The sequence below is a fragment of the Lachnoclostridium phytofermentans genome (assembly GCF_000733755.1).
GTDB lineage: Bacteria > Bacillota > Clostridia > Lachnospirales > Lachnospiraceae > Lachnoclostridium > Lachnoclostridium phytofermentans_A.
In genome coordinates, this window is the sequence record NZ_JPOF01000003.1 from 1,293,815 (window position 1) to 1,320,342 (window position 26,528).

The following is a 26,528-nucleotide window of genomic DNA, read 5'->3' on the forward strand; positions in this document are numbered from 1 at the left end:
TGCTCCTTGCTCTTTATTGCTTCTTGATTCTTGTTTCTTTTGTCTGATATTATTTCAAATTTATTTGTTCTATTACAACTATAACACATGTAATTAAGTTGTCAAGTTTTTTTTTACTTTTTATACTTATTTTAATGAACTTGTCATTTTACATTAAAGTATTAAAAATTAACATTAAATTTATTGTTACAATAACTCTGAATTATTCATGCTGAAGTAGTCAGCATCATTTAGCACCTCATTACCACTGTATTAAATTATTTAGCTGAATTACTTAAGCTATTGATAGATTTAATTTTACTGAATCAAATATTTTTCACTCAGTGATAAACTTTTTCATAACCAAATGATTCACCACCTGACTCAAGCAAAAGTTGGATAGTATTTGTACCAGATAATTGAACCAAGAAAAAGCACGTTTCGCAAACTTTTCCCTATCTGAAATAAAAAGGTATCGTAAAACTCATATCAAAAAAGCGTTTATTACACCCTTTTTTCATAGTTTCACAATACCTGTCTTATTTATTCGTTCCCTAAAATTAATGTTTCTTTATCCACTCTGCAATAGCTAAAATCACATTCTCGTCAACTTTGCTTTTTGCACTATAATCGCTAATGTCTCGTACTCCTGTTGTTGGCATAAACAAATGATTTAAGCCTTCATAGAATAGGAATGTTGCATTGTCTTTCTCTATAAGAAGATCTTTCCACATCTTAAAATCTACTTCAGGATACACTTGAAAATCCGCTTCTCCCTGCATAAATAACATAGGGAGGTTTAGATTTACAACTATTTTCGGAGTATCTATTTCATTCAAACTCTTCCAGTAGTATCCGTTTGCTCCGAGCAATGGTTCCTCTAGATTTTCCTCTGTAAGATTTTTAATTTGTTCATTTTGAGCCTTTATCGTATCTAGATATAGCGTTTTCTCTGTCTCGCTCACTGCACCATTCTCTGCTGCCTCGGTAGCTTGGTCAAGTATAATATCCTCTAATCTTCTTGGACTACCTGCTAAAGAAATAAATCCTGCAATTTCCGGATTATCCTCCGCTATCTTAGGACATAACATGCCACCTAAGCTATGTCCAAGTACAAATACCTTTTCCGTATTTACATTCGATAAACTCTTAGCATATTGAATAGCATAAGTAACATCCTCTAATACCTCGTCTGAAATTGTCATCGTATCAGTGACTTGATCCATGTATTGATAAAATCTTTTATTATAACGGATAGAAGCAATGCCCTCACTCGCTAGACCTCTTGCTATATCACGGAATGGCTTATTGCTTGTTCCACCAATCGTCTCATCCATATCACTTTGACCTGAACCATGTACTAAGATTACAACTGGAGGATTTTTTATACCCTTTGGCATGGTTAATATACCATCCAAAGGAAATTCTCCCTCGCCGATGGTAATATCGATTTCCTCCATCTTTTCCTCATCGTATTCTTCCTCAATTGGTTGATAAGAAAACCAAATTTTCTCTAACTTACAGTCTTTATTATATACATAAGATATCTTTAGACCATTTTCTGTATATTCCACTAAGCTATCTACAGAGATGTATTCTCCCGTAGTTGTCGCTTTCACAGAAGTAACAGCTACCAACTCACCTATCCGTTCAATCGTACTTTCCCAAGCCTTCTCTAAGTCTGATAATGCAAACTGTTCTTTTAGCGTATCATTAATATATGAATAGACCTCTTCAAAATTCTCTGTTAATAAATCTTGTGTCAATTTTGCTGAAAGTTCCGACATACCATTTTCGCTAAACTCAACAGATTCTATGATACCTGGGGTTGGTGTCATAGTTTCTTTTGGTACCTCAGTAACCACAGCCTCTGTTATCGTTGGTGTCACGGTCAGCTCCCCATCATTGATCGCCTGGTCTGTTTGATTAACTTTCCCTTTACACGAAACCATACTTACAATGAATAGACAGCTGACTACTCCCAGTAATACCCTTTTCATTCTAACCTCCTTGACCTATCTGTTTTATCATCTTATGAATCAGATAGGGTTTGCATACACGGTTGAAAATCCTAATTCTTCAACCTTTTATCCTGCGATGACTTTTTCGCAGATCCTCCCGTTTCATGCATCATATTCACAGTTTACACAATTTTCTTTCCTTTACACAGGAAAGTGCCACAAAATCTTTCTTTCTTATTGAAATCATTTGTAGCACCATCATTCCTACTATTTAATTATACCACCTTAATCAATAGAATTAAATATCTGAGCTAACGGAGAATCAGAATTTAAGATTAAAGTTTTGTTGTTCCCATTTAAAGAAGCTTTTGCAGCATCCAGAGAGCGGACGAAGGAATAAAAATCACTTCTCGACTCATCGGAGTAAGCACCTGCAAGAATTTTCATATACTCCGCCTCACCTGCTGCTATTGTTTTTTCAGCCTCTGCTTTCGCAGCAGAAATTTTAATTGCTATCTCATTGTCCGTCTGGGTACGGATCTTTTTTGCTTCCGACTCACCTTCTGCCGTATAAGAAGCTGCTATATTATTACGCTCTGAAATCATTCTCTCATAAACTGCTGTTTTGTTATCGCTTGGTAAATCCAAGTGTTTCGTTTCAACACTAATTATTTTAATACCATACTGATCCATTACATCACCAATGTTCTCCATGATTGCGGAACTTAACGCTCCATCACGGCCAGAGATAACATCAGTCTGTGACATTCTACTAATTACATTTTTAATAGAGTTATAAACGGTCGTATTAATACGGCTCTCTGCATTCGCTATTTGTGAGTTTAAGCTCTTTACAAAAAGAAGAGGATCTTCAATCTTCCAAAGAACATAGCTGTCTGCAACCATTGTCTTTTTATCTTTTGTGATTACATCAGAAGTCGCCAAATCATATAGCATTGTTTTGTTTGGCAGCTTGGATGTTTCTTCAATAAAAGGTATTTTAAAACTAAGTCCTGGTTCCGTAATAATACGCTCTACTTTTCCAAACTGGCGAACTAAGGTATACTCATCCTTCTCTGTGACAACTATGGATGTCACCAAAACAAATAGCCCAAGGACAGCAATTATTATAATAAATCCAAGAGCAAACTTCGGTGCTCTTCTTTGTTTGATATGTTCCACATCACCCATACTTACTGCTCCTCCCCTACAAATGATTCTATTGGTAACATTTTTTGAACTCCACCTTCGGAGTTATCGATGATAACTTTTAAGTCTGGTAAGATGTCCTCCATTGCTTCATAGAACATTCTTTGCTTTGTTATCATAGGATACTTTTTATATTCCTGATACATTGCATTAAATCTGGCTACCTGTCCTTCTGCCTCATTGATACGGGCTTGCTTTGTTGCATCTGCCTCTTTTGTTATCTGATCAATCTGTGCCTCAGCAGCAGGAAGCTCTTCACTACGATACTTATTTGCATTATTGATTGCTGTTTCTTTTCCTTGTTTTGCAGTTTCTACTGCCTTAAATGCCTCCATAACTTCTACGGTAGGTGGTTCTGCATCCTGGATTGTAATGTTTACTAAAGATATACCTAAGTCCTGTTCTTCCAACTTCTCCATTAACATATCACGAATTACCGTTTGAAGTTCATTCTTACCAGTAGTTATTACACTATCTACTTCATAACTTCCTACCTGAGAACGGATACAGCTTTGAGCTAAATTCTTTAAGATATTCATTGGCTCATCCGAAGCATATAAGTATTTTACCGGGTCCGTTACTTTATACTCTACAAAGAAATCTACAAGTACAAAATTATAATCCACTGTAATCATTAAAGACTCTTCATCAATGGATTCACCGGTTGTAGGGTCATAACCAATTGCAAACCCCTTAATTGTAGTATCCACCATCTGTACTTTCTGTATCAATGGGATTTTAAAATGTAACCCTGGTTCGCTTACTGTTTTGGGAATACCAAAGGTGGTAACAACCGCCTGTTCCTGTTCATTGATTGTGTATGCGGACATACCCGCTAGAACTGCGATTACTACAATAACGATAGCAAGCGTTGCGATTCTCGAACCCTTCTTTATTGCATATTTTTGTTTCTCATCCATCTTATTTACCTTCCCCTTTCTTTTAAAGGAATTTATTGTAGTTCTATCTTACCTATTCACCCTTAGAAAAGCAAGAAAATCCATATTAGAGTTTTATTAAAATATGTTAAATTTTAATAGTTTTATAAATAAAACTTACCTATTCCTCCTTTATCATCCCAAATCTAGGTAATATAGCATATTGATTCATTGTCAAAATTTATCAATAATATTCTTAATTACATAGTATTACGACGTAATCTATTCAATATGATACGAATATCAACAAAAATAGTCGTACCTATCTATCAAATTGACATTTTTATAGTTATTGTGACATATAATATTAAATTATTTACATTTTTTCTAAAAATAGGTATAATAGTAGTAGAAAATCTTGGAGGTGCCCCTTGAAGAAAATACCAATAGCTACATCAATTATTGTTTTATTTAGCCTCATTCTTTTCGGACTATTTATCGTTAATTATAAATCATATACGGAAGACTTAGATTATCAATTTGAATCTCAGGCTTCCAATAAACTATCTAAGATCAATGGGACTAAAAGGGAAACCATTGATTTGAGATTAGAAAATCATATGCAAAAAATGAAGCTTCTCTGTGAAAAAATAAAAGATAGAGACCCTGGCTACGAACCTAATAAATTCTTAGAATCAGCCGATGATATGACCGTTCCAAAACTCTATTCAACGACGATTGGTGGTGCAGATGGGCTCTCTCCTTTTAACGTACATAAATATCTAAATGATCGTTATTATACTCAATTATCTAATCTCCAAGGGGTGATAAGTTACGGTCCAAACGGTATTGTTATAATCTACCCTTATCAAGTGAATAGTAAATCCATAGAAGTCCTTTACCAAACCTATAGTTTGGAGGAGTTTTCTGATTTTATGGCAATAGGAAAAATGGAATATGGCGGAACGACTTACTTAATTAATGAGGCTGGTGATATCTATGCTTCCGATATTTCAAAATACATTAATAAAAATCTATTTGAAAAATTACGACAGTCGGTTTTTAAAGGTAAGCATACTTTTGATGGTTTCGTATCCAACTTAAGCTCTGGAAAAAGCAGTATAACTCATTATAAAATGGATGATATCGACACCTATGCTTACTATTCACCAACTACTATAAAGGGCATTTATCTCCTCCACACTGCACCATCCAATATTTTAGATCGTGATTCTGAAGCAATCAATACGATAGCAAAGCGCTTTATGAATACCGTATTAGTGATTGTTTTCCTTTTAGTTATGGTTGTTTTTTTAGTACTATCCGTTTATACCCTAAAAGTTAATAAAAACCGCGATGTATTACTTCTAGAGAAGCAACGTTACCAGATTGCATTATCACATTCCAAGGATACCATCTGGGAGTACAACATTGAAAAAGACGTTTTGACCAAAACAGAGCCTTATCTAGGAATTTTTTATGGTGTTCCAGAAGTATATGATATCCGGAATGCAATTGTAACGAAAGACTTAATTCATCCCGATGATAAAGATATCTTCCTTGAGTTTTGTGACAAACTTATCTCAAAGGACGCTCAATTCGAATTTGAGGTTCGCTCAAAAAATCCGGAAGGAGATTATGTTTGGTATGAATTATCTGGAACTAAGCTATTTGACCCTGATGGAAAACCTATCTCTGTAATCGGACAAACTACGAATATCCATGAAAAGAAAAAGGAGATTGAATTACTACTTAAGAGGGCAAGTCAAGATACCCTTACGAAAACCTATAATCGAGAAACGGTACGAGAGAAGATTAATCAACGAATTGAGGGTCTTGAGGAACCTTATATCTTCGGTTTAATGATCATCGATATCGATAATTTTAAAATGATTAATGATACGCTTGGACATCTATTTGGTGATGCAGTTTTAATTGATTTAAGTGCTAAATTAATTAAGTTATTTGAGGAAGAAGATCTCATAGGACGAATCGGCGGCGACGAATTTGTTGTATTTGTTCATAATGCTCCTAGTATCACCTATCTAGAAGAAAAAGCCAAGCAAACCCTATCCCTACTTCATGATATTCATATCGGAGAAGAGGCAACTGCAAAACTTACTGGAACAATCGGTATCTCCATCTATCCTTCCGATGGAACTACTTATAATGAGTTACTTGAGAAAGCTGAAATTGCCCTTTATCATGCAAAGCAACGAGGAAAAGATCAGTACTCCTTCTATCATAGCTCCATGGAGTTTATTTACCAAAAAGATCTAGAAAAGATTAGCCAGGAAACAAAAGAGATAAAATATCATTATGAAGATCGTTCCTTAGTCGACAGTACTATCATTGCAAATGCCATTGAAATATTGTTTGACTCAAGAGAGATTGATGTTTCCATCAACATGATGTTATCTTTAATTGGTGTCTACTATAATCTAAGTAGAATTGATATTATGGAATTTTCAGAATCTGACCACTCTGTATCCATCACTCATGAATGGTATTCTGACTCTTCCTTAAAATTAGCAGATCTCATCTCACAGGTTCCATACACCGAGTTAGAACCAACATTTTTATATCAGGAAATCGATAGTGGTATTATTCATTTTGATGATATTTCTGAGAGACCTGATGTAATTAGGATATTTAGTCAGTATCCAGGAATGGCAGAAGCGAAATCTCTCTTCCAGTGTGGAATCAGCGACCATGGACACTATGTCGGTTTTCTTAGCGCCGCATTTTGTGAGGAAGCACATACTTAGTCAAAGAATGAGGTTGATTCACTCTCCTTAATTTCAAAAGTTATTGGAAGCTATTTGATTCGCCTTCGTTCCCTTCAAAAAGTGAATTTAGATACGCTTACAAATTCGTATAATTTTAATGCATTTTTAGATGAAGTGAACAAACAATTGAAACAAAAGACTCAAACTTCTTACGCTATGTTTTATACGGATATCAATCAATTTAAATTAATGAATGATAACTTTGGATATCAGGAAGGGGATTATATACTAAAAACATTCGCAGACTCCCTACTTCAAATTGGAGATACGAATTCTATTCTTTGCCGTATTACAGGAGATAAATTCGCATTATTTCTTGCATATGAAGACCTTGATGATCTTACCAATAGGGCGTTAAAACTTCAGGCAGTGTCAAAGCAGGTATGTAGTCCTTCTGGTGAATTTTATAAACTCTCTGTACGTACTGGTATCTATCAGATACAACCAGGTGATACTGCAATCGTGGCAGTGGATCGTGCCAATATTGCTCGAAAATATGCTCAGTTACAAAGAAACGGTAACTTTGAATTTTATAATGACGAGATGCGTGTTTCCTTGATTGAACAAAAGAAAATTGAGGATGTGATGGAGGATGCACTACAAAATGGTGAATTTCTTGTCTACTATCAACCAAAAATTAATATCACCACAAAGAAAATCTGTGGAGCAGAGGCATTGGTCCGCTGGATGAGACCGGAAGTTGGATTAGTTAGCCCTGCCTCCTTTATCCCTATCTTTGAAGCCAATGGATTTATTGTAAACTTGGATTATTATGTTTTAGATAGGGTTTGCAATAGGCTTCGCGAATTAATCGATCAGGGGTTCTCTGTATATCCGGTTTCTGTCAATTTCTCAAGAGAACATTTTAAATCGGATGCTTTACCAGAGCGCTTGAGACAAACCATTCAAAAATATCAATTACCGCCAGAACTTATCGAAGTTGAAATTACGGAAAGTGCACTTGCTTCTAACGATCGTTATTGGTTAAACCTACTGAATAAAATACGTAGCTACGGTTTTGGTTTAGCAATGGACGATTTTGGTTCTGGTATGTCCTCTCTAAACTTATTATGCGATCTACCATTTAAAGTCTTAAAGATAGATAAAGATTTCTTCCATACAAAAACTACAAATATTAGAGAGCGAATCGTTATCTCATCTATTGTAACTATGGCTTCTCAGCTAGATATGGATGTAATTTGTGAAGGTGTAGAAACAGAAGATCAAATTAAATTCCTCCAATCCATTGGCTGTACTATGGCCCAAGGCTACTATTATGACAAGCCGCTCCCTAGCGATGTCTATGAGGAAAAATATTTAACATAACAAGAATAATCACGCTTCGCGAACTTTTCCTTGTCATGAATAAAATGCAGAGATTATAGAGTTAGCCTTGCTTACTTTATAATCTCTGCTCTTTTCATTTTTTATTATATAACTTTACGAATGGGAGCTATTTCTAATTCTTTATAAATAGCCTCTAATGTAAGTGATTACTTAGGAAATGAGAAGTAAGCATCCGCACCGTCATCTTCAACTTCAATCTGATAACTCTTTGTGTCATCTCCTTCTATCACTAAATCAACATCTATAGTACCGATTTGTTTCTCGACCACTAATTTTCCATTCTTAATGGTGCCTACAAAAGTCCCGTCAAAATAAACATCTGCTCCAGTGATCCAATTAATTGTTATGGTATTCTTTTTATTGGTATTCTGGTTCCCATTTGAGGAGTTCCCAGAATTCCCACCATTATTGGATCCATTGTCAGTATTGTTATTATTTTCTGAGCTGCTTTCATTATTAGATTCCGAGGTATCCGTATCATCATCTGAGGTGCTGTCTTCGATTTCTGATTCTCCGGTCTGATTTTCTTTCTCTGACCAGTTGTCCTCAAAATTATCCTCATAACCATTGTTATCATCCGTATTATTATTCCAATTATTATTACCGCTATTATTTCCACTGTTGCTTTCGTTATTATTACCGTTATTGTTACCATTATTATTCTCATTGAATCCATCGTTCTCTGGAAGACTAATACTAACAATTTGGTCAGTACGATCAATACTTAATTTCCCTTTGTAAGTAACGTATCCACCAAGAGATACTTCGATTTGATGTTCCCCATATTCTAACTCCACAGGCTCTATATAACTTGTTTTCACTCCATCAATAGAAAGATTCGCAGACTCTGGGGTGATAGAAAATCGAACTCGACCACGCTTTATTGCTGCCATGCCAAATTCTTCGACATTACATTTTAGTGTCTGCCCTCTTACTATAGTTACCTCTTTCATCCCTTCCATATTATTATTACGTACTGTTACTGGATAGGTTCCTTCTTTTATTGTAAGCCTAAGATCTTCCGTAATATCTTCTATTGCTATTGTGCCAACGGAAATCTTACCTCCAATAAAATCTTCTTCTCCTGTTAGCTCAAGATATCCATGTCCCTGATTGATTATAACTACATAGATGTTCTCTTCTATTCCACGCAATGTTACATAATCCATGTTAAGTACATCTGAGATGTCCGCCGGTTCGCCCTGATAAAGCACTGTAACATGCTCTGGATATGTATAGTTTGTACCATGAAAGGAAACCATTCTGGTTTCTGGATCCACTTTTACATCAGTTACCCCTATTGCTTCCCATATTTTATCAGATATTTTTAATTTACCTAACTCCTTCGTTCCTTGCTTAAAATAAAGTTCTACCATCTGTCCAGATAACAATTGTGATACAGCAAGATATTGGTCATATTTATCAGTAATATTTGTCCCGCCATGATAATCTAACCATAATGTTTCCCCAGTATCAACTTTCATGACTTTAAGCTTATTCTTCGTTGTATCCATATCGAGGTAAACTGCCAATACAGCATCCTCATACTCTTCATTACTATCTTCTACTATTGGAGTAGGTTCTGGTTCCTTCCCTTTTACTTTCTTTTCTTTTTGTCCAAATACCGTAAATAGTACAACTGAGGAGATTGCCAACAACGCAACAACAATTGCACCGATAATAAAGAGTTTAGACCAGTCTTGGTTTTTCTTACGCTTCATATGTTTACCTCATCTTTATTTAGAAGCAAACTCTGCTATGCAGTTTTGCTTACTCCTAGTAGCCTTTGTATAAACGAAATAAGGTGTACCTTATTTCGGCACACCTTCATTATAATGGATATTACACCTTAATTCAACAGCCTATCTAGCCTATCTATACTTTTAGTAGCTGATCCAAAAACTCTTTTTTTGAATCAATTTGTTCGGTTAAGGTTACAAGCTTTTGAACATTTTTCTGTGGTATCCAAGATTTTTTGCTATTGTAATAATAATTTGTTATCTTCCAAAACTTCTCTGGATAGAGAAGTAATACGTAAAGGAGGTGTTTTTCCGCCTTAGAAAGTGGTCTTTGTTTTTGATACTCTTTTAAAATGCTTTGTCCCATGCTGATATTCCAGTCGTTTTTTTCCATCGCTTTTCGAATAAATTGATAAAGATCTGTGACTTGTAATCCCAGTGACGCTTTTTCAAAATTCGAGGTTGCTACGATATCATTTCCTTGAACCTCCGCAGCAGAGCATAACTGATTGATGGCTTTATTGCAATTTAAGATGATAATATTATGATAAGTATAGTTTCCATGGCATATCATACCTCGATCTAGCGAATTGCACATTAAAGTGCAATATGGAATTTGCTTCATATACTCCATTGCTTCCAAAGCATCTTTAAAGAAACGTTCACACTCACCTAAATAGCATACCTCAAACTCATTTTTCTGCTTTCTGTCTCGTATATAGCTTTTCACCCGTTTCAGTTCTCTTGTCCTTTTTTCTAAGATTGTAAAAAGGTTCCCCTGCTGATAGCATAACTTCTGTTCAGAACTAACTTCAATTCCCACCATACAATTATGAAGACGAGCTAGATTTGAGGTCGCAAGACATATTTTATCGTCTTTTTTTAGGTTACATTCTTCCCCATCAAACCAGTTCTTAATTACAAACTTTTCACCAATTGAATTTACCGAAAGAATTGATCCGGCACAGTTTCTGACATAGCCATCCGTATTTTCGTATCCATTGGCTGCAATCTGCTGCTTGATTGTATCCTCGAATTCGAGACGTCCTTCCCCGCCCTCATATCCGCATAACAGCTTCAGTCCCTGATCAGTTTCCAACACATATGCTCCTCTGGTACGGTAGGTATTGTAGATTCTTAAATCATATTTTCCTAGTACCTCTTGGCTTCTATCCTCCACATTACATCCCTCCGACTGAAAACATACTCCCTGAATGCTCTTAGAGGGAGTTCTTTCTAATCATATGATGTAATTTGAGAAATCATGCTATGTGGAATCTGAAATTGTACACTTTTATATAAATTGACTGCTTTTTTATAGATTTTTGGTTGTCCTTACGGCTGAAAAAATAGCATTCCAAAAACACAGCAGTAGAGCCTTCTTTCGAAACGAATAAAATCTGTTGAATACAGAATTAATCTCACATCTGGTTTTATTATTTTAGCACCTTCTGGTAAAATAACTGCTTCTGTATGTCCCGAAACATATTCTAATACCCTTTCATAAGAAGTATTTCCCACCCTATAATTCACTTTAGCCGAATAGGAAATAACACCAGAGATCAAAAGCTCCGTATTACGACAAAGCTCTCCTTTTCTAACTTTGTTATAAAAAGGAATATATCTTGATTTCTGGTGTTGAAAATATACTCTTATATCACTTATGACTACTGAATCTGGGATGTCCTTTGGTAGTAACAAACTCTGTTTTATTAGACATGGCTTTCCAACAGTCGCTATAATCTTTGAGAATACCTCATTGGAAAAGACTAAAAAGTCTTTTCCAACAGCTCTGCAACGAACTGATATAACATCCTCTCTCTTCCTTCCTATTACACATAACCCAAACCGTACAACTACCCTTTCATAGGGTGCTAAGGATAATAATATAGACTCTCCTTTTTGAATCGGCTTACCTTTGTTTTGTATAAGGAATGAATTTGGTATTAACCTAGTCGAACTCGGATAATCTATCCCTATCCATATCTGTGGCATGTACTTCTCTGATAGATTTAAAACAAGCATTTCGTACCACAGAATATCAAAGGTAGATGCCACTTCTTTTTCTACTGTTAGTGCTAAACATAACTCCATACCACTATCAAAGAGAGCTGGAATATCTTTAATCATCGCAAACGTTGTATGTTAATACTAAAGATATACCGCAATATAGTGTATTTCTTTCTATGATGATAGCAGAAAAGTCCTGAATATCATAACCTAAAAATACTTCACGGTTACCATTATCCTCTAATGGCACAACAATATTAGTTGAAAATGGTATCACTTTATCTATCGTATTATTTCTTCTTACCCCATTCTCCATGTGTGTTATCACAATTTTAGTATAAAAATATCCTATTACAACAAGATTCTTTCCTGTTAATACTTGACCTTCTGCAGAAGTACCAGCAACGCTAGGTACAAATCGTATATTAGAAACGCAGATGGATGGAGTTGTTACAGACACATTATCATTTATGTCACACTGCACACAAAAAGTCTGAGCGGCCTGAAATTGGCTAAAGAACTCCGGCGTAGAAGTAGGAAATTGAATTGGGTAAAGGCAAATCGGTGTCGAGGAACAACGAGACATAGAATTCTCCTCATAATTACTACTATTACTTTATGATATGCTAGTAAACCAAAAAAATGTTACATTTACTATTTGTTTTAAAGTTGATTTTTCGCTATCCTAAGTAATTGTTCTTTCGTATTTAAGGTAGGATCAACAATTACCATTTCTAAAAGCTGTTGAAGTAATAACCCAATATTTTTCCCCGATTCAAACCCTTGTTCTATTAAGTCTTTCCCATTTACCGCTAACATCTTAAGCGAAACACATTCGCCATCTTCTATTATCTCATAATACAGCTTTTTCGCTTGATTTAAGATCTTAACCATCTCTTCTTTAACTTTTGAATTCATTCCTTCTATAGCACATTCTCGGATCACAAAAAGCATCGGCATATATTTTTCTCCAATAAGATTGGTAGCCCTACGAATATCTTCTTTAGAAGAACCAAATCTAAAATTATGATAAGAAACTAATTTTGTAACACTTTCTATTGTTTCATTATCAAATTTTAATCTACGCAATATGGTCTTTGCCATGATTGCGCCTTTGTCATTAAGTTCCATCGTATGTTTTTTCATATGTGAATCAGCCGCTTTTACTTCTGTTTTTGCTACATCATGTAAGAGAATAGCCCAACGATAAATTAATTGCTGCTTTTTATCTTCTATATTTTTTGATAACTTCTCCACAAAATAACGCAACACTTCCAACGTATACTCAGCAACATTAGGCTGTTGGTATGGACTCTGTAAGGAAGTAACAAGCATCTGATCAAATTCCGGTAATATAACCTTCGTTAGCCCAGTTTCATATGCAATCATTATTTTTTCTGGATGATTAGATAACAATAATTTATTGAGTTCCTCTCTTATTCTCTCTGCGCTAATGTTTCTTAAATTTAAAGCTTTTATTCGGATCGCAGCAAGTGTTTCCTCCTCAATCGTAAAATTAAGCTGAGCAGAAAAACGAACAGCACGAAGAATACGAAGTGCATCCTCTTCAAATCGTTGGTCTGCACTACCGACACAGCGTATCCTATTTTCCTGCAAGTCTTTTAGACCATCAAATTCATCGACAAGTCCATCCTTAGCATTATACGCCATGGCATTTATCGTAAAATCTCTTCGTTTTAGATCTTCAACCAAATTCTTTGTATATTCTACCTGCTTAGGATGTCGGTTATCCTCATATTCACCATCAAGACGATAGGTTGTAACTTCAAAACCTTCTTTTCCAAGCATCACAGTAACTGTCCCATGTTTGATTCCAGTGTCAATGGTTCTTGGAAATATCTGCTTCACCTCATAAGGATTTGCAGACGTAGTAATATCCCAATCTCCTGGTATTCTGCCTAGCAAAGAGTCACGGACACAGCCTCCTACAGCATAGCCTTCAAAACCATGAGACATTAATTCTTCTATGATATAATTTACCTTTTCTGGAAGAGTAATTATCATTTAGGGTAGTTCCTTTCACTTCAATCTGCATTTATTCTATCACAGATGAATTCGAAACGCATCACCTTTCAGTATTACCACTTCCAAAATCAATTAGACATTGCTTCCAATCCTTAAAATAACTAGGATTTAGGTGTACACCATCGGAGGTTGCATCGTCTGGTAAGTTTCCGTTTTCATCCTCGAATAACGAATATAGATCGATATATGCTAACTCTTCCTCTTCCGCCATCTTCTTGATTACATCGTTAAACTTTTTTACATTCGTGTTATTATATATTTTATCCCCCTCATTCATCTTCTTTGTAACAGGGTAATTCGATTGAATTATAATTTCACAGTCTGGCTCTATTTTCCGTAATCCATTGATAATATCACGATAATATTCTATAAACTTATCAAGGCTTTGCCAACCAAGCTCATTAACTCCAAACATTAAATAAACTTTAGAAAATGAAGATTGCCTTGCTGCATCTAATACATTTCCTTTCTCTTTATTATCAAGAGTAATATAATCCTTAGCTATCGCAGTGTTTACCATCAAGCCTCGATGCGTGTAAAACTTGGCGTTTTTCACTCCACCATACTGACCAAGACCTTCCGTTCTGGAATCTCCGATAAAAATGCTATCTTTAAAGAATTCATCCTCTGCCTCAGTATTCTCCGTTTTGGAGGTTCCTTCCTCGGATGCATTTTCTTTTGAATTCTCATTCTCTGATGTTATGCTGTTTTCGTTATTAGATTCTTCCTTGCCGTTACTGTTTGGATTCTGTGTATCCGTTGTATTATCTTCTAAATCAGAATTCTGTTCCTTTTCTTCGATATCTCCACTAGTAGTATCACTATCAACAGGATTTTGATTATCCATATTGCCCTCATTATTGGAATTCATATCGTCGTTTGTTTCTTTATTTAAGGGATCCTTGTCACTATCTATGTTACTTTGTTGCCCAGACGATTCTTGATCTTTGGCTGTAGAATTATTATCATCTAAACGCTGATCCTCTTCCTCTATACTAGTCTCCGCCTTATGCGAATTTGCAGCCTTTGCACCAAACCTGCTGCTTCCCCCTTGGGATAAGAATAAAAATATAGAAAGTGACAACATTCCTGTCACACTAATTGCAAAAACAACTCTCTTCCTACGAGCTCTTCTTCTTTTCTTACATTGTTTCTTCCACTCTTCTCTGTAAGTATCCATGATAACGCCTCTCTATTTTGTATTCCTAATAGTGTCTTATATAGTATAGATAAGCTATGATACAATAAAGTTTCAAATATATTACTAATTCTTTAATAATTCTGAAAATATTGTGTGATAATACCTATTCCGTATACTTACATTGGCTTAACAATAAGCTATCACAACTCCTATCTCATAGTTTTACTATTCTTAAATCAAATTTTAACATTTAATTTTATGTACAACATCAAAAAAACAACCATCGGAAGAATCAAACTAACTTAACAGCTTGACTCTTCTAATTGTTGTTTCTTATCACATTCATAGATTCTTTGTCTACTACTTACTCATTCTAAAGTCTATTACTACTATGCTCTTACTTATTTCGTGTTGTAGTTTTATAAAATACATTACAACACAACTTTTTTTAACTTCCAGATGTCTCTTACATATTCCTCAATCGTTCGATCAGATGAGAATTTTCCACACTTTGCAACGTTTAGCATTGCTGATTTTGCCCAATCCTCTTTTTTACGATATGCTGCCTCTACACGCTTATGAGCCTCTTCATAAGAGCGAAAGTCCTTTAAGATAAAGTATTGATCTGCCTTTTCATAACCGTTTGTATCGAGTAAGGAATTGTATAGCTCACGAAATAATTCTTTGTTTTGTGCCGAATAAAATCCATCTACTAATTGGTCTACTACTCGTTTGATATCCAAGTCAGAATTATAGATGTCCCTTGGCTGATAACCTCCGTTAAGCTCATAATGAATGATTTCATCCGAACTTAGTCCGAAGATGAAGGCATTTTCTACCCCCACTTCTTCCACAATTTCTACGTTTGCTCCATCCATTGTACCTAAGGTTAGTGCACCATTTAACATGAATTTCATATTACCTGTTCCAGATGCCTCTTTACTCGCTGTTGAAATCTGTTCTGAAACATCCGCTGCAGCAAAGATTAGTTCTGCGTTTGATACCTTGTAATTTTCAATAAAAACGACCTTTAATTTATCTCCAATCGAGGCATCGTTATTAATAACCTCACCAACATTATTAATTAATTTAATAATTGCTTTTGCCCTTCGATATCCAGCAGAAGCCTTTGCTCCAAAAATAAATGTTCTCGGATAAAACTCCATACCTGGATTTTCTTTTAACTTATTGTATAAATGCATCACATGTAAAATATTTAAAAGCTGACGTTTGTACTCGTGCAAACGCTTTACTTGAACATCAAAAATAGAGTTTGGATTTACATCAATCCCATTGTGTTCTTTTATATAGGCAGCAAGGCGAAGTTTATTATGATACTTTATCTCCATAAATTTTTCCCTAGCCTCTTGATCCTCTGTAAATGGTACTAATTGATTCATCTGAGATAGGTCTAAAATCCATCCATCACCGATTTTTTCTGTAACAAATGCAGCCAACTCTGGATTCCCATGTAATAAAAATCTTCTTTGAGTAATGCCATTTGTTTTATTATTAAATTTTTCTGGCCACAATTCATAAAAATCTCGCAACTGTTGTTTCTTTAGGATTTCAGTGTGAAGCCTTGCGACGCCATTGACAGAAAATCCAGCAACAATTGCAAGGTTTGCCATCTTAACCTGTCCGTTATAAAGTATAGCCATCTTCTCGATTTTTTTATAGTCCCCAGGATATCGTTGTTGTAGCATAAGGACAAAGCGACGGTTTATCTCGTCAATAATCTGATATACTCTTGGAAGTAGGCGTTCAAATAGTTCAATTGGCCACTTCTCCAAAGCTTCTGACATAATGGTATGATTGGTATAAGCACAAGCTTTCGTTGTGACCTCCCAAGCTTCCTCCCAAGTTAAATAGTAATCATCCATTAAGATTCTCATGAGCTCGGGTATCGTTACGGTAGGATGCGTATCATTAAGCTGGAAGCATACCTTCTCATAGAGTTTTCGAATATCACTATGATTCTTACTATATTTTGCAACTGCTCGTTGAAGACTTGCGGATACAAAGAAATACTGTTGCTTTAATCTTAGCTCTTTTCCTGCATAATGATTATCATTTGGGTACAATACTTCACAGATGGTTCTTGCAAGATTTTCCTGTTCCACTGCCTTTTGGTAATCTCCCTTGTCAAAAGAATCAAGGTTAAACGTATTGATTGCTTCCGCATCCCATATTCTTAAGGTATTTACCATACGGTTCCCATAACCCACTACTGGTATATCGTAAGGAACAGCTCGAACAGATTGATAGTTTTCCTGAACAAAACATTCCCTACCATTTTCATCCTTTATCATGCGCACATAGCCACCAAACTTCACTTCTTGTGCATATTCTGCTCGTTTCATCTCAAAAGGATTTCCATCTTTTAACCACAAGTCAGGAACTTCTACCTGAAATCCATCTTCAATCTTTTGCTCAAACATGCCGTATTTATAACGAATGCCACAACCGTAAGCTGGATAATTTAAACTTGCTAAGGATTCTAAAAAACATGCAGCAAGTCTCCCAAGTCCACCATTTCCTAATGCTGCATCTGGCTCCTGATCTTCAATGATGTTAAGATCTATCCCCATTTCTTCCAAAGCTTCATGAACTACCTTATCTGCCTTTAAGTTGATGATGTTATTTCCAAGTGCACGCCCCATTAGAAATTCCATGGAGAGATAGTAGACAGTTTTTACATCCTGCTCCTCAAATTTCCTATGAGTTTCCATCCATTGTTCTACGATTATATCTTTCACCGCATAGGATACCGCTTGAAATAACTGCTGCTTCGTAGCTTCCTTTACATTTCTACGGAAAAGTGTTTTTAAGTAATTCTCAACATCTCTTTTAAACTCTTCCTTCTTTAACTCCATACTTATTCCTCCCTTTATAAGAAGATTCTTTTCTCAGCCTGCACTGATTGATTTCTATGTGCATTAAGGTATCTTTTCTCCGCTTCTTAAGTTAATCAACCACCACTTAAGAGATTGACTTTCTAGCAAATCGAAAAAATGATTGTCTGTATCTCGTCAAAGCATAAAAGGGGTCACTATATCCTATGCCACGTTTTATAAATGGTTCCGTCGGTGTCTCTTCCTGCTAGTTTCCTTCCTGAATGTATATGACAAACTCTTATGTTACTGCCGAACTAAAAAAAGATTACTTGATTATAACATTTTGTTTTCCTGTAATTCAATAGAAAAACTCCATAAAGATTGTAATTATTGGAAGTATTATTTCTAAAATCTGTATAATATTTCTTTATGAAAACAATGACCGCCTTCACAAATGTCATGACTTATCTTGTCTAAGGCATCAAAACAACGATATGCCTCTTTTACTATCTCTAGTTGCTCATAAACATTACTAAGCCCCCTTGGACCATTTAAATGATCTTCACGACATGATTGAAAGATTACCTCTCTAGGTGCTAACAATGCTCCAATATCACCCATATCATAATGTTCCCAAAGATGTGGTACATAATTACAATTGCAATTACCATTTAATAATAATAAGGAATCTTTATAACCATAAAAATAACCACTAATCAATAGTCTTTTTAACCTTACATCTAATGCTGCTGTCATTAAGGTCTGCATACCACCACCAGAAAATCCGATGCAGGCTAATTCAGAGACATCAAGATCTCCACGTTCATAAATATAGTCTACGAGACGCATTAAATCCCATACGAGCATACCCATTACTGTCATCCCAAGAGGCTCCGCCATATGAGAAAGATGAAAACAAGTTCCAGAAAGGTACTGTTGCTCCTCATCCTTTTGAAATGCTGCTTCTCTTCGCTCTGCATACCCTCTGGCATCCGGACAGAAGGTAATATATCCCTTTTTACATAATTCTAATCCATAATCATACTCAAATTTATCGATGGAAGCCTTAATAGCAGGTATCTCGTTTCTTCCTGCAATAGATTCTTTCCCACCGCCTTGATGACCATGGGCTGCAATAGCGCAGGCGGGCTTTTTTATTCCACTATCTACATACTTTTGTTCCGTTTCGTTTGGGTAAAGTATATAGCAAGGCATGTACACATCAGGCTCTACTTGAATTAGAATTTTTTCTCTCTTCCTACCATGATCTAATTCTTTCACATAAAGACTTAGAACGTTATTTTCACAAGTTTCCATCTTGTCCATACCAAACAACTCGAATAATTGATTTCGTGCTCTTAATGCCCAAGTTTCATATTCTTCTTTGGTCTTTGCAGTAAATGCATCTTTTCTAGCAAATCGATCAAACTTTCTTTTCATACTCTCAAGGCAAGGATAATATTCCTTAACTTGCTCTATTCTCTCCATATAATTCTCCTTCTTTCGTGACGTTTCTATAAGGTATTTGCTTCTTTCTCATTATACTACAGAGTAGAAGGCTGTCTATCATTGTTTGTTAATCGTAACCAAAAGTTTATTCATATTCTGCGTATCATCATAATAGAAATTAGTAATGATAAAAATCGGTTTTGGACACATCGTATCTCTGTTAGTATATTAGTAATCTTATAAAAAACGAGAGCAACAAAATCATTTAGAATTTGCTACTCTCTACTATTTGCTCACCTAGTGTTTTTTAACTGGTTATCTCCTGATCGATTTGTACAAGTATTTTACTAATTCTCTTTCCCTCTACTTCATGGATACGTAAGGTAATGTTGTTCACCTTAATCATGGTTCTATCTTGTTCTTCTGGAATATATCCTAACTGTTCAATAAAAAATCCTGATAGTGTTTCTGATTTTCCTTTTTTAAGATCAATCGAAAGTTCGTTGTTAACATCATCTATAGTCATCGCACCACTAACAAGGTACTCATTTTCTTTCACTTCTACAAAATCAACATCATTATGTCCATCATCAATATCTCCGACGATTTCTTCCACTATATCTTCCATGGTAACGATACCAAGAAATCCTCCATACTCATCAATTAGTATCGCCATACGATTCTTATCTTTTTGTAATTCCTGGAACAGAGAGACTACTGACTTGGTATCATTTACATAATGCGGCTTTCTCATAAGTCTTCTTACATCTTTTGGTAAAAAACTATGTTGTTTCCATGAAGGAAGACATTCTTTTATGTTAAGTATACCAATAATATTATCTTTGTTTCCATCAAAAACTGGAATTCTAGAATATCTAGATTCAAAGATACCATCCAATTGCTCCTCCATAGGAACATTAATATCGATGGCAAATACATCTTTTCTCGGAACCATAATTTCTCTAGCAGTTTTGTTGGTAAAGGAGAATACTCCACTAATCATTTCTGTTTCTAATTCATGAAAGACACCTTTTTCACTACCAGAAGTCAACATAGCCAAAATTTCTTCTTCTGTTACGACCTCTTCTACCTCTTGCTTATGAAAACCGAGTATGTGTAGGACGCCGTTCGTAGAAAGTGATAGTAACCGTATAAATGGTGACATAAATTTAGATATCGCAATGATTGGCTTTACCACAAATAAACTAAAGCCTTCTGCATTTAGTAACGCAACTCTCTTTGGTACCAATTCACCGAAAACAAGGGTAAAATAAGATAATAAGATAGTAACTAAAACCATAGCTATCGTTTGGCTATATGGGATCGATAACGATTCCATATAAGCCCCAAGCACCTTTGAAATACCAGTTGCTGCAGATGCACTTGAGAAAAAACCTGCTAATGTAATTGCTACCTGAATCGTTGATAAGAATTTGGTAGAGTCATCAAATAAAGATACAATTAGCTTTGCACGTTTGTTGCCTGAGTCTGCCAACATCTTCATCTTGTTCTTGTTGACGGAAACTACTGCCATCTCAGCACCGGCAAAAAATGCATTCACTAATGTTAAAAGAATAAGAATGCTTAATTGAAGCATAATGTTACCCGCGTCGGGGTCAGGGTCTAAGTCCATAAAAACCTCCAAATAATAAATTTTGATTCATATTATACTATATCATGTCAAAACATGGAATAGTAATCTATTTACCTTTTAATGTAGTACACATGGTATCACATTCCAAAGATTGCATTTCTTTTGGCTTTCCATTATACTTAATTATAGTTTATATTTGTAATTAAAAGAAAGGAAAGCTTTCCATGTATCAGTATGAAAATCTGGGAGATAAGACTCTCACAGAACGTGTTGCAGATAATATTATTAGCTACATTGTAGATCATAAGTTAAAGCCAGGTGACAAACTTCCGAATGAATTTCATCTCGCAGAAACCTTTTGCGTTGGAAGAAGTACCATCCGAGAAGTGATAAAATCCCTGTCTTCCAAAGGTATTCTTGAAGTACGAAGGGGTGCTGGTACCTTTGTCTGCGAACGATCTGAACAAAAAAATGATCCTCTAGGTCTTTCCTTAATATCAGACCGATACAAACTAGCCTTAGACCTTCTTTCGGTACGTCTTATGATTGAACCCGAGATAGCATCTCACGCAGCTGAAAATGCCACAAAAGAAGACATTGAAGCTCTTCGCATTCAGTGTGAAAAGGTTGAGCAAAAAATTAAGGAAGGACAAGACCACATCGAAGAGGATATTAAATATCATGCCTGCATTGCAAAATGCAGTAAAAATCTCGTTGTGGAAACATTGGTTCCAATGATTAATTCTTCTGTCGCCATGTTTGGAAATATTACACACAGAAAATTACTTCCTGAGACAATTTTAACTCACAGGCAAGTATTCGAGGCAATCAGTAATCATGATTCTGCCGGTGCGAAGTACGCAATGACGATGCACCTTTTATATAATCGAAATATGATAACTCAATTAAAAAAGGAGTTTGAGTCAGAACAATCATAATCTGTCGAAATAATACACCAATATTTATTACAATAAATCAACTCTAGTGTTACTACAGCTTCATATAATTATCGTATCGTGTACTGCAAGTGAAATTTTCTCTTGCAGTATTTTTTATCACTGTTTTTCAGTCCTATCATAAGTATTTCTCTTATCCAATCGAATTATCATAATCCATAATGATTCTACTTTTAATTTGAAATTTGGCTCTGGTAGATGTCTTGGTGGTCTTTGTAGCACTTAAGTAATGATCAGATGTCTTAGTGGTCTTCAAAACTCTTAAGTAATAATCAGTTGTCTTAATAGACATCATACGTCTATCTTGGCCATCAGATGTCTTATCTCTTTATGCTTTTTAATTGAAACTGTATACTTTTTCTAATTCTATTTACTATTTTAAACAAATATTATTTATATTTTTATACATAATCACAAATTTAACGAAACAAATTGACATCTCTCTTGTGACATGTTACATTATTACTAGAAAGTCATCAGACAACTATTCAGTATTTTACAATAGAAATATAACGAAGTATGCAAGATTTTTTCAAATAGTCATCAGACATATTTATTTATTGTCACACAGAAAGGAATGGGTATATGAAACTTAAAAGCCAAGAAGTCCGCGCCATTGCTCCCGAGATGGATCCCCTACGCATGGGAATGGGTTGGACCGCAAATGATTTAGAAAAGCCACAGATCATTGTCGAAAGTACATTTGGAGACAGCCATCCAGGCAGCACTCACCTATTAACTTTTGTTAATGAAGCCGTTGATGGAGTGAATCAAAGCGGTGGTAAAGCAGCGAGATACTTTGCGACTGATATCTGTGATGGTATGGCACAAGGACATGATGGAATTAATTATTCCCTAGCGTCTCGTGACACTATTGCCAACTTAATTGAAATTCATGCGAATGCTACAACCTTTGATGCAGGTGTATTTATTGCAAGCTGTGATAAAGCAGTCCCTGCACAGTTAATGGCAATCGGAAGACTTGATATTCCATCCATCATGGTGACTGGCGGTGTGATGGATGCCGGCCCTGATTTACTCACACTCGAACAAATCGGAAAATACAGTGCTATGTGCAAGCGTGGAGAGATTACAGAGGAGCAACTAACTTATTATAAACACAATGCTTGCCCTTCCTGTGGCGCATGTTCATTTATGGGTACCGCTTCTACCATGCAGATTATGGCTGAGGCTATGGGCCTTATGCTTCCTGGTAGCGCATTAATGCCAGCAACCTGTGAAGATTTAAAAGAAGTTGCAAGAAAAGCAGGAATTCAAGCAGTAGAACTCGCAAGGAAAGGCATCAAAGCATCTGACATCGTTACTATGAAGTCCTTCGAAAATGCAATTATTGTTCATGCAGCTATTTCTGGTTCAACTAATTCCTTACTTCATATTCCAGCAATTGCACAGGAATTTGGTATAGAACTCGATGCGGATACTTTTGATCAAAAGCATCGTGGCGCACATTATTTGCTTGATATTCGTCCTGCCGGTAAATGGCCAGCACAGTATTTTTACTATGCAGGCGGTGTTCCACGCATTATGGAAGAAATAAAGGGAATGCTTCACCTAGATGTAATGACGGTTACAGGAAAAACTCTCGGTGAGAACTTAGAAGATTTAAAGAAATCCGGATACTATGAAAAGTGTGATGAGTATTTAAAGAAAGTCGGTTTAAAGCGGACTGACGTGATACGTAGCTTTGAAGAACCAATTGGAGACGATGGAACCATCGCAATCTTACGTGGAAACCTCGCACCAGAAGGAGCTGTGGTAAAGCATTCTGCCGTACCAAAGGAAATGCATCAGGCAGTACTTCGAGCTAGACCATTTGATTGTGAGGAGGATGCGATAGCTGCTGTTCTTGAGAAACGCATCAAACCAGGGGATGCCGTATTCATCCGTTACGAAGGTCCAAAAGGAAGCGGTATGCCAGAAATGTTTTACACCACGGAAGCGATTGCTTCGGATGAAAAACTCGGAAAATCCATTGCACTGATTACCGATGGACGATTTTCAGGAGCTTCCAAAGGACCTGCCATCGGACATGTATCTCCGGAAGCAGCGGAGGGTGGCCCAATTGCATTAGTTGAAGAGAACGACATCATTGAAATTAATATCAAAGAACGTATTTTACGAATTGCCGGTATTCATGGCGAATTAAAATCCGAAGAAGAAATCAGAAAAGTATTAGAGGAAAGAAAGAAACTTTGGAAGAAACCAGAGCCCAAATATGAAAAAGGCATCTTAAAATTCTTCTCTGAACATGCTGTTTCCCCAATGAAGGGTGGATATATGCAGTAACTTATTTGACTCAATATCAAAACAAAAAGGAGACATCACATGGGTATCAATACTATCCTTACAGGCAGTAACTTATTTCTAGCTGCAACTGAAACGAGCCCAAATGTAGGTGCCGGTCGACTCATTGCTTCCGCACTCATTGGTATGGCAATCTTATTATTTTTAATTATTTATGTTAAACTTCACCCTATTCTATCTATCCTAATCAGCGCTATTGTGATCGGTATCGGCGCAGGAATGTCTACCGAAGCTATTATTGGCTCTATCGGTACTGGAATGGGGAACACCTTAAAAGGTATCGCATTATTAGTTGGTCTTGGCTCTATGTTTGGTGCCATCTTAGAAATATCAGGTGGTGCACAGCGTATTGCTTTAACCCTCGTTAATAAATTTGGTGATAACAAAGCTGCTTGGGCTCTTGGTATTACAGGTTTAGTTATCTCCATGCCAGTTTTCTTTGACGCCGGTTTAATTATCTTAATTCCACTTGCTTTTGGTTTAGCAAAACGTACAAAGAAATCCACTTTATTTTATGCAATTCCATTACTTGCTGGTCTTGCAGTTGGTCATGCCTTTATTCCACCAACTCCAGGTCCAATTCTAGTTGCAAATATGCTTGGTGTTGATTTAAGTTATGTTATTATCGTTGGTGTGATTGTTGGTGCCGCCGCCATGATCCTTGCGGGTCCGGTCTTTGGTAAGTATATCGGAACTAAGATTCATGTACCACTACCAAGAAACTTAGAAGATACACCTGATTATGACGAGAGCAAACTTCCAAAGTTTGCAACAGTTGTTGGTATTATCTTAATTCCATTATTATTAATTCTTACTAACACTGTAGCTGGTGCTATTATTAACAGCATGGAAACACCTGCACAATTCTTAGTTAGCATAAAGCCTGTTCTTGCCTTTTTAGGCGAACCATTTATCGCCTTAACGATTGCAACCATTGCTGCTATGGTTATCCTCGGAATTAAGCATGGATATTCCAGAGAAGAACTTGAAAAGGTTATGACAAAGTCCTTAGAACCAACTGGTATGATTCTTTTAGTTACTGCTTGTGGTGGTGTTTTAAGATACATCCTTCAAGACTCCGGTCTTGGAGACGTTATTGGTAATGCAGTTGCTAAGAGCGCTCTTCCACTTGTTATTATCGCTTTCGTAGTAGCCGCTCTTGTTCGTATCTCCGTTGGTTCCGCTACCGTAGCGATGACAATGGCTGCTGGAATTATCTCTTCCATGCCTGAAATTGCTTCTCTTTCACCACTCTATCTTGCCTGTGTAACCGCAGCAATCGCTGGTGGTGCCACAGTAATGAGCCACTTTAATGACTCTGGATTCTGGCTTGTGAAGTCCTTACTTCAAGTCGATGAAAAGACTACCTTAAAGTCTTGGACCATGATGGAGACGATTGTTGGAGCAACCGGATTTGTTGGAGCATTGATTATTTCGTTTTTTGCTTAGATAAAAGCATAGGATGAGTTTTGTTTAAGTTTATTGTATAACAATTCTGATTAAAAACACTCAGGAGTAACTCTGATTAATAAATCAAAGTTACTCCTGTTTTTTTACTATATTGTTTTGGCTATATTGTTTTTTGCTTCATTTTTTCACTGCTTTGTTTTTTCAAGAACTCGTACTAAATCTAACCGCATTAACCCCAGTAGAATACATAAAAAGTATTTATTTGAAGCATAAAAATATCCAGCAAGAAAACCTGCTGGATAGAAAATCTTTATATTTTTCATTTATGACGGATAGCGGTTCTGTTTATAATACGACAGCACCTTCCTATCTCGTTGATTATAATCTTATTACGTTAGTAGCTTGTTCGCCTCTGTTACCTTTTTCAATGTCAAAACTTACAGACTGACCTTCTTCTAAAGATTTAAAACCATCTCCTTGGATCGCTGAAAAATGAACGAATACGTCATTTCCGTTATCTGCTGTAATAAAACCAAAACCTTTTTCTGCGTTGAACCATTTTACAATACCTGTATTCATAATTATCTCCTATTTCTTGTATGTTTTTATTTTATATTTTTATTTTATATTTTTATTTTATGTTTTTAGATTAAGCAATTATAATCTTACTACATTAGTAGCTTGTTCGCCTCTGTTACCTTTTTCAATATCGAAACCAACAGCTTGACCTTCTTCTAATGATTTGAAACCATCTCCTTGGATCGCTGAAAAATGAACAAATACGTCATTTCCGTTATCTGCTGTAATAAAACCAAAACCTTTTTCTGCGTTGAACCATTTTACAATACCTGTATTCAT

Annotated in this window: 19 protein-coding genes; 5 read left to right on the top strand and 14 right to left on the bottom strand. The window is 35.8% G+C overall.

Annotated elements, in window-relative coordinates; all coding sequences use genetic code 11:
• Positions 1–539: 539 nt before the first annotated feature.
• The 3 genes from CC92_RS0111115 to hflK all read right to left on the bottom strand — a co-directional run bounded on the left by CC92_RS0111115 (position 540) and on the right by hflK (position 4,069).
• Entirely contained in the window at positions 540–1,979 is a 1,440-nt protein-coding gene (locus tag CC92_RS0111115; RefSeq protein ID WP_051650700.1) for an alpha/beta fold hydrolase, read from the bottom strand.
• Positions 1,980–2,225: 246 nt separating this feature from the next.
• A complete protein-coding gene (gene hflC, locus CC92_RS0111120) occupies positions 2,226–3,131 on the bottom strand; it encodes a protease modulator HflC (protein WP_051650699.1) in 906 nt (301 codons plus the stop codon).
• Between the two features lie 2 nt (positions 3,132–3,133).
• Positions 3,134–4,069, bottom strand: coding sequence for an FtsH protease activity modulator HflK (gene hflK, locus CC92_RS0111125; RefSeq protein WP_031420356.1), 936 nt, complete (start codon positions 4,067–4,069; stop codon positions 3,134–3,136).
• Between the two features lie 389 nt (positions 4,070–4,458).
• Here hflK and CC92_RS0111130 point away from each other — a divergent pair, with 389 nt between their 5' ends.
• Positions 4,459–6,795, top strand: a complete 2,337-nt coding sequence (locus CC92_RS0111130) for a sensor domain-containing diguanylate cyclase (RefSeq protein ID WP_029502808.1) — start codon at positions 4,459–4,461, stop codon at positions 6,793–6,795.
• Between the two features lie 54 nt (positions 6,796–6,849).
• Positions 6,850–8,142 (top strand): putative bifunctional diguanylate cyclase/phosphodiesterase, encoded by a 1,293-nt coding sequence (locus CC92_RS0111135; protein WP_051650698.1) that lies wholly within the window; start codon positions 6,850–6,852, stop codon positions 8,140–8,142.
• A 167-nt stretch (positions 8,143–8,309) separates the two neighbouring features.
• On the opposite strand, the gene CC92_RS0111140 is transcribed toward CC92_RS0111135, so the two are convergent.
• The 9 genes from CC92_RS0111140 to CC92_RS0111180 all read right to left on the bottom strand — a co-directional run bounded on the left by CC92_RS0111140 (position 8,310) and on the right by CC92_RS0111180 (position 21,018).
• Positions 8,310–9,884, bottom strand: a complete 1,575-nt coding sequence (locus tag CC92_RS0111140; RefSeq protein ID WP_029502806.1) for a hypothetical protein — start codon at positions 9,882–9,884, stop codon at positions 8,310–8,312.
• A 154-nt stretch (positions 9,885–10,038) separates the two neighbouring features.
• Positions 10,039–11,082 carry a CotS family spore coat protein gene (locus CC92_RS0111145; RefSeq protein ID WP_029502805.1) on the bottom strand — a complete coding sequence of 348 codons (1,044 nt, stop codon included), beginning with the start codon at positions 11,080–11,082 and terminating at the stop codon, positions 10,039–10,041.
• 155 nt (positions 11,083–11,237) lie between these two features.
• A complete protein-coding gene (locus tag CC92_RS0111150) occupies positions 11,238–12,032 on the bottom strand; it encodes a hypothetical protein (RefSeq protein WP_029502804.1) in 795 nt (264 codons plus the stop codon).
• Positions 12,025–12,498 (bottom strand): hypothetical protein, encoded by a 474-nt coding sequence (locus tag CC92_RS0111155; protein ID WP_029502803.1) that lies wholly within the window; start codon positions 12,496–12,498, stop codon positions 12,025–12,027. The genes CC92_RS0111150 and CC92_RS0111155 overlap by 8 nt, the downstream gene beginning before the upstream one ends.
• Before the next feature lie 77 nt (positions 12,499–12,575).
• Positions 12,576–13,937, bottom strand: coding sequence for a CCA tRNA nucleotidyltransferase (locus CC92_RS0111160; RefSeq protein WP_029502802.1), 1,362 nt, complete (start codon positions 13,935–13,937; stop codon positions 12,576–12,578).
• A 61-nt stretch (positions 13,938–13,998) separates the two neighbouring features.
• Positions 13,999–15,138, bottom strand: a complete 1,140-nt coding sequence (locus CC92_RS0111165) for an SGNH/GDSL hydrolase family protein (protein WP_029502801.1) — start codon at positions 15,136–15,138, stop codon at positions 13,999–14,001.
• A 392-nt stretch (positions 15,139–15,530) separates the two neighbouring features.
• Complete coding sequence (locus CC92_RS0111170; RefSeq protein WP_029502800.1) at positions 15,531–17,975, bottom strand: glycogen/starch/alpha-glucan phosphorylase; 2,445 nt, start codon at positions 17,973–17,975, stop codon at positions 15,531–15,533.
• 366 nt (positions 17,976–18,341) lie between these two features.
• The gene (locus CC92_RS0111175; protein WP_242841340.1) at positions 18,342–19,424 is read right to left on the bottom strand and encodes a dienelactone hydrolase family protein; all 1,083 of its coding nucleotides are present in this window, start codon (positions 19,422–19,424) and stop codon (positions 18,342–18,344) included.
• 268 nt (positions 19,425–19,692) lie between these two features.
• Positions 19,693–21,018, bottom strand: coding sequence for a hemolysin family protein (locus CC92_RS0111180; protein ID WP_029502798.1), 1,326 nt, complete (start codon positions 21,016–21,018; stop codon positions 19,693–19,695).
• A gap of 185 nt (positions 21,019–21,203) precedes the next feature.
• Between CC92_RS0111180 and CC92_RS0111185 the strand changes: the two genes are divergently transcribed.
• The 3 genes from CC92_RS0111185 to CC92_RS0111195 all read left to right on the top strand — a co-directional run bounded on the left by CC92_RS0111185 (position 21,204) and on the right by CC92_RS0111195 (position 25,709).
• Positions 21,204–21,917: a FadR/GntR family transcriptional regulator gene (locus tag CC92_RS0111185; RefSeq protein WP_029502797.1), complete on the top strand. Its 714-nt coding sequence runs from the start codon at positions 21,204–21,206 to the stop codon at positions 21,915–21,917.
• 603 nt (positions 21,918–22,520) lie between these two features.
• Entirely contained in the window at positions 22,521–24,242 is a 1,722-nt protein-coding gene (ilvD, locus tag CC92_RS0111190; RefSeq protein ID WP_029502796.1) for a dihydroxy-acid dehydratase, read from the top strand.
• Positions 24,243–24,281: 39 nt separating this feature from the next.
• Positions 24,282–25,709 (top strand): gluconate:H+ symporter, encoded by a 1,428-nt coding sequence (locus CC92_RS0111195; RefSeq protein WP_081841837.1) that lies wholly within the window; start codon positions 24,282–24,284, stop codon positions 25,707–25,709.
• A gap of 339 nt (positions 25,710–26,048) precedes the next feature.
• Here CC92_RS0111195 and CC92_RS0111200 read toward each other — a convergent pair whose 3' ends face one another.
• Positions 26,049–26,249, bottom strand: a complete 201-nt coding sequence (locus CC92_RS0111200) for a cold-shock protein (RefSeq protein WP_029502794.1) — start codon at positions 26,247–26,249, stop codon at positions 26,049–26,051.
• A gap of 78 nt (positions 26,250–26,327) precedes the next feature.
• Positions 26,328–26,528 (bottom strand): cold-shock protein, encoded by a 201-nt coding sequence (locus CC92_RS0111205; RefSeq protein ID WP_029502793.1) that lies wholly within the window; start codon positions 26,526–26,528, stop codon positions 26,328–26,330.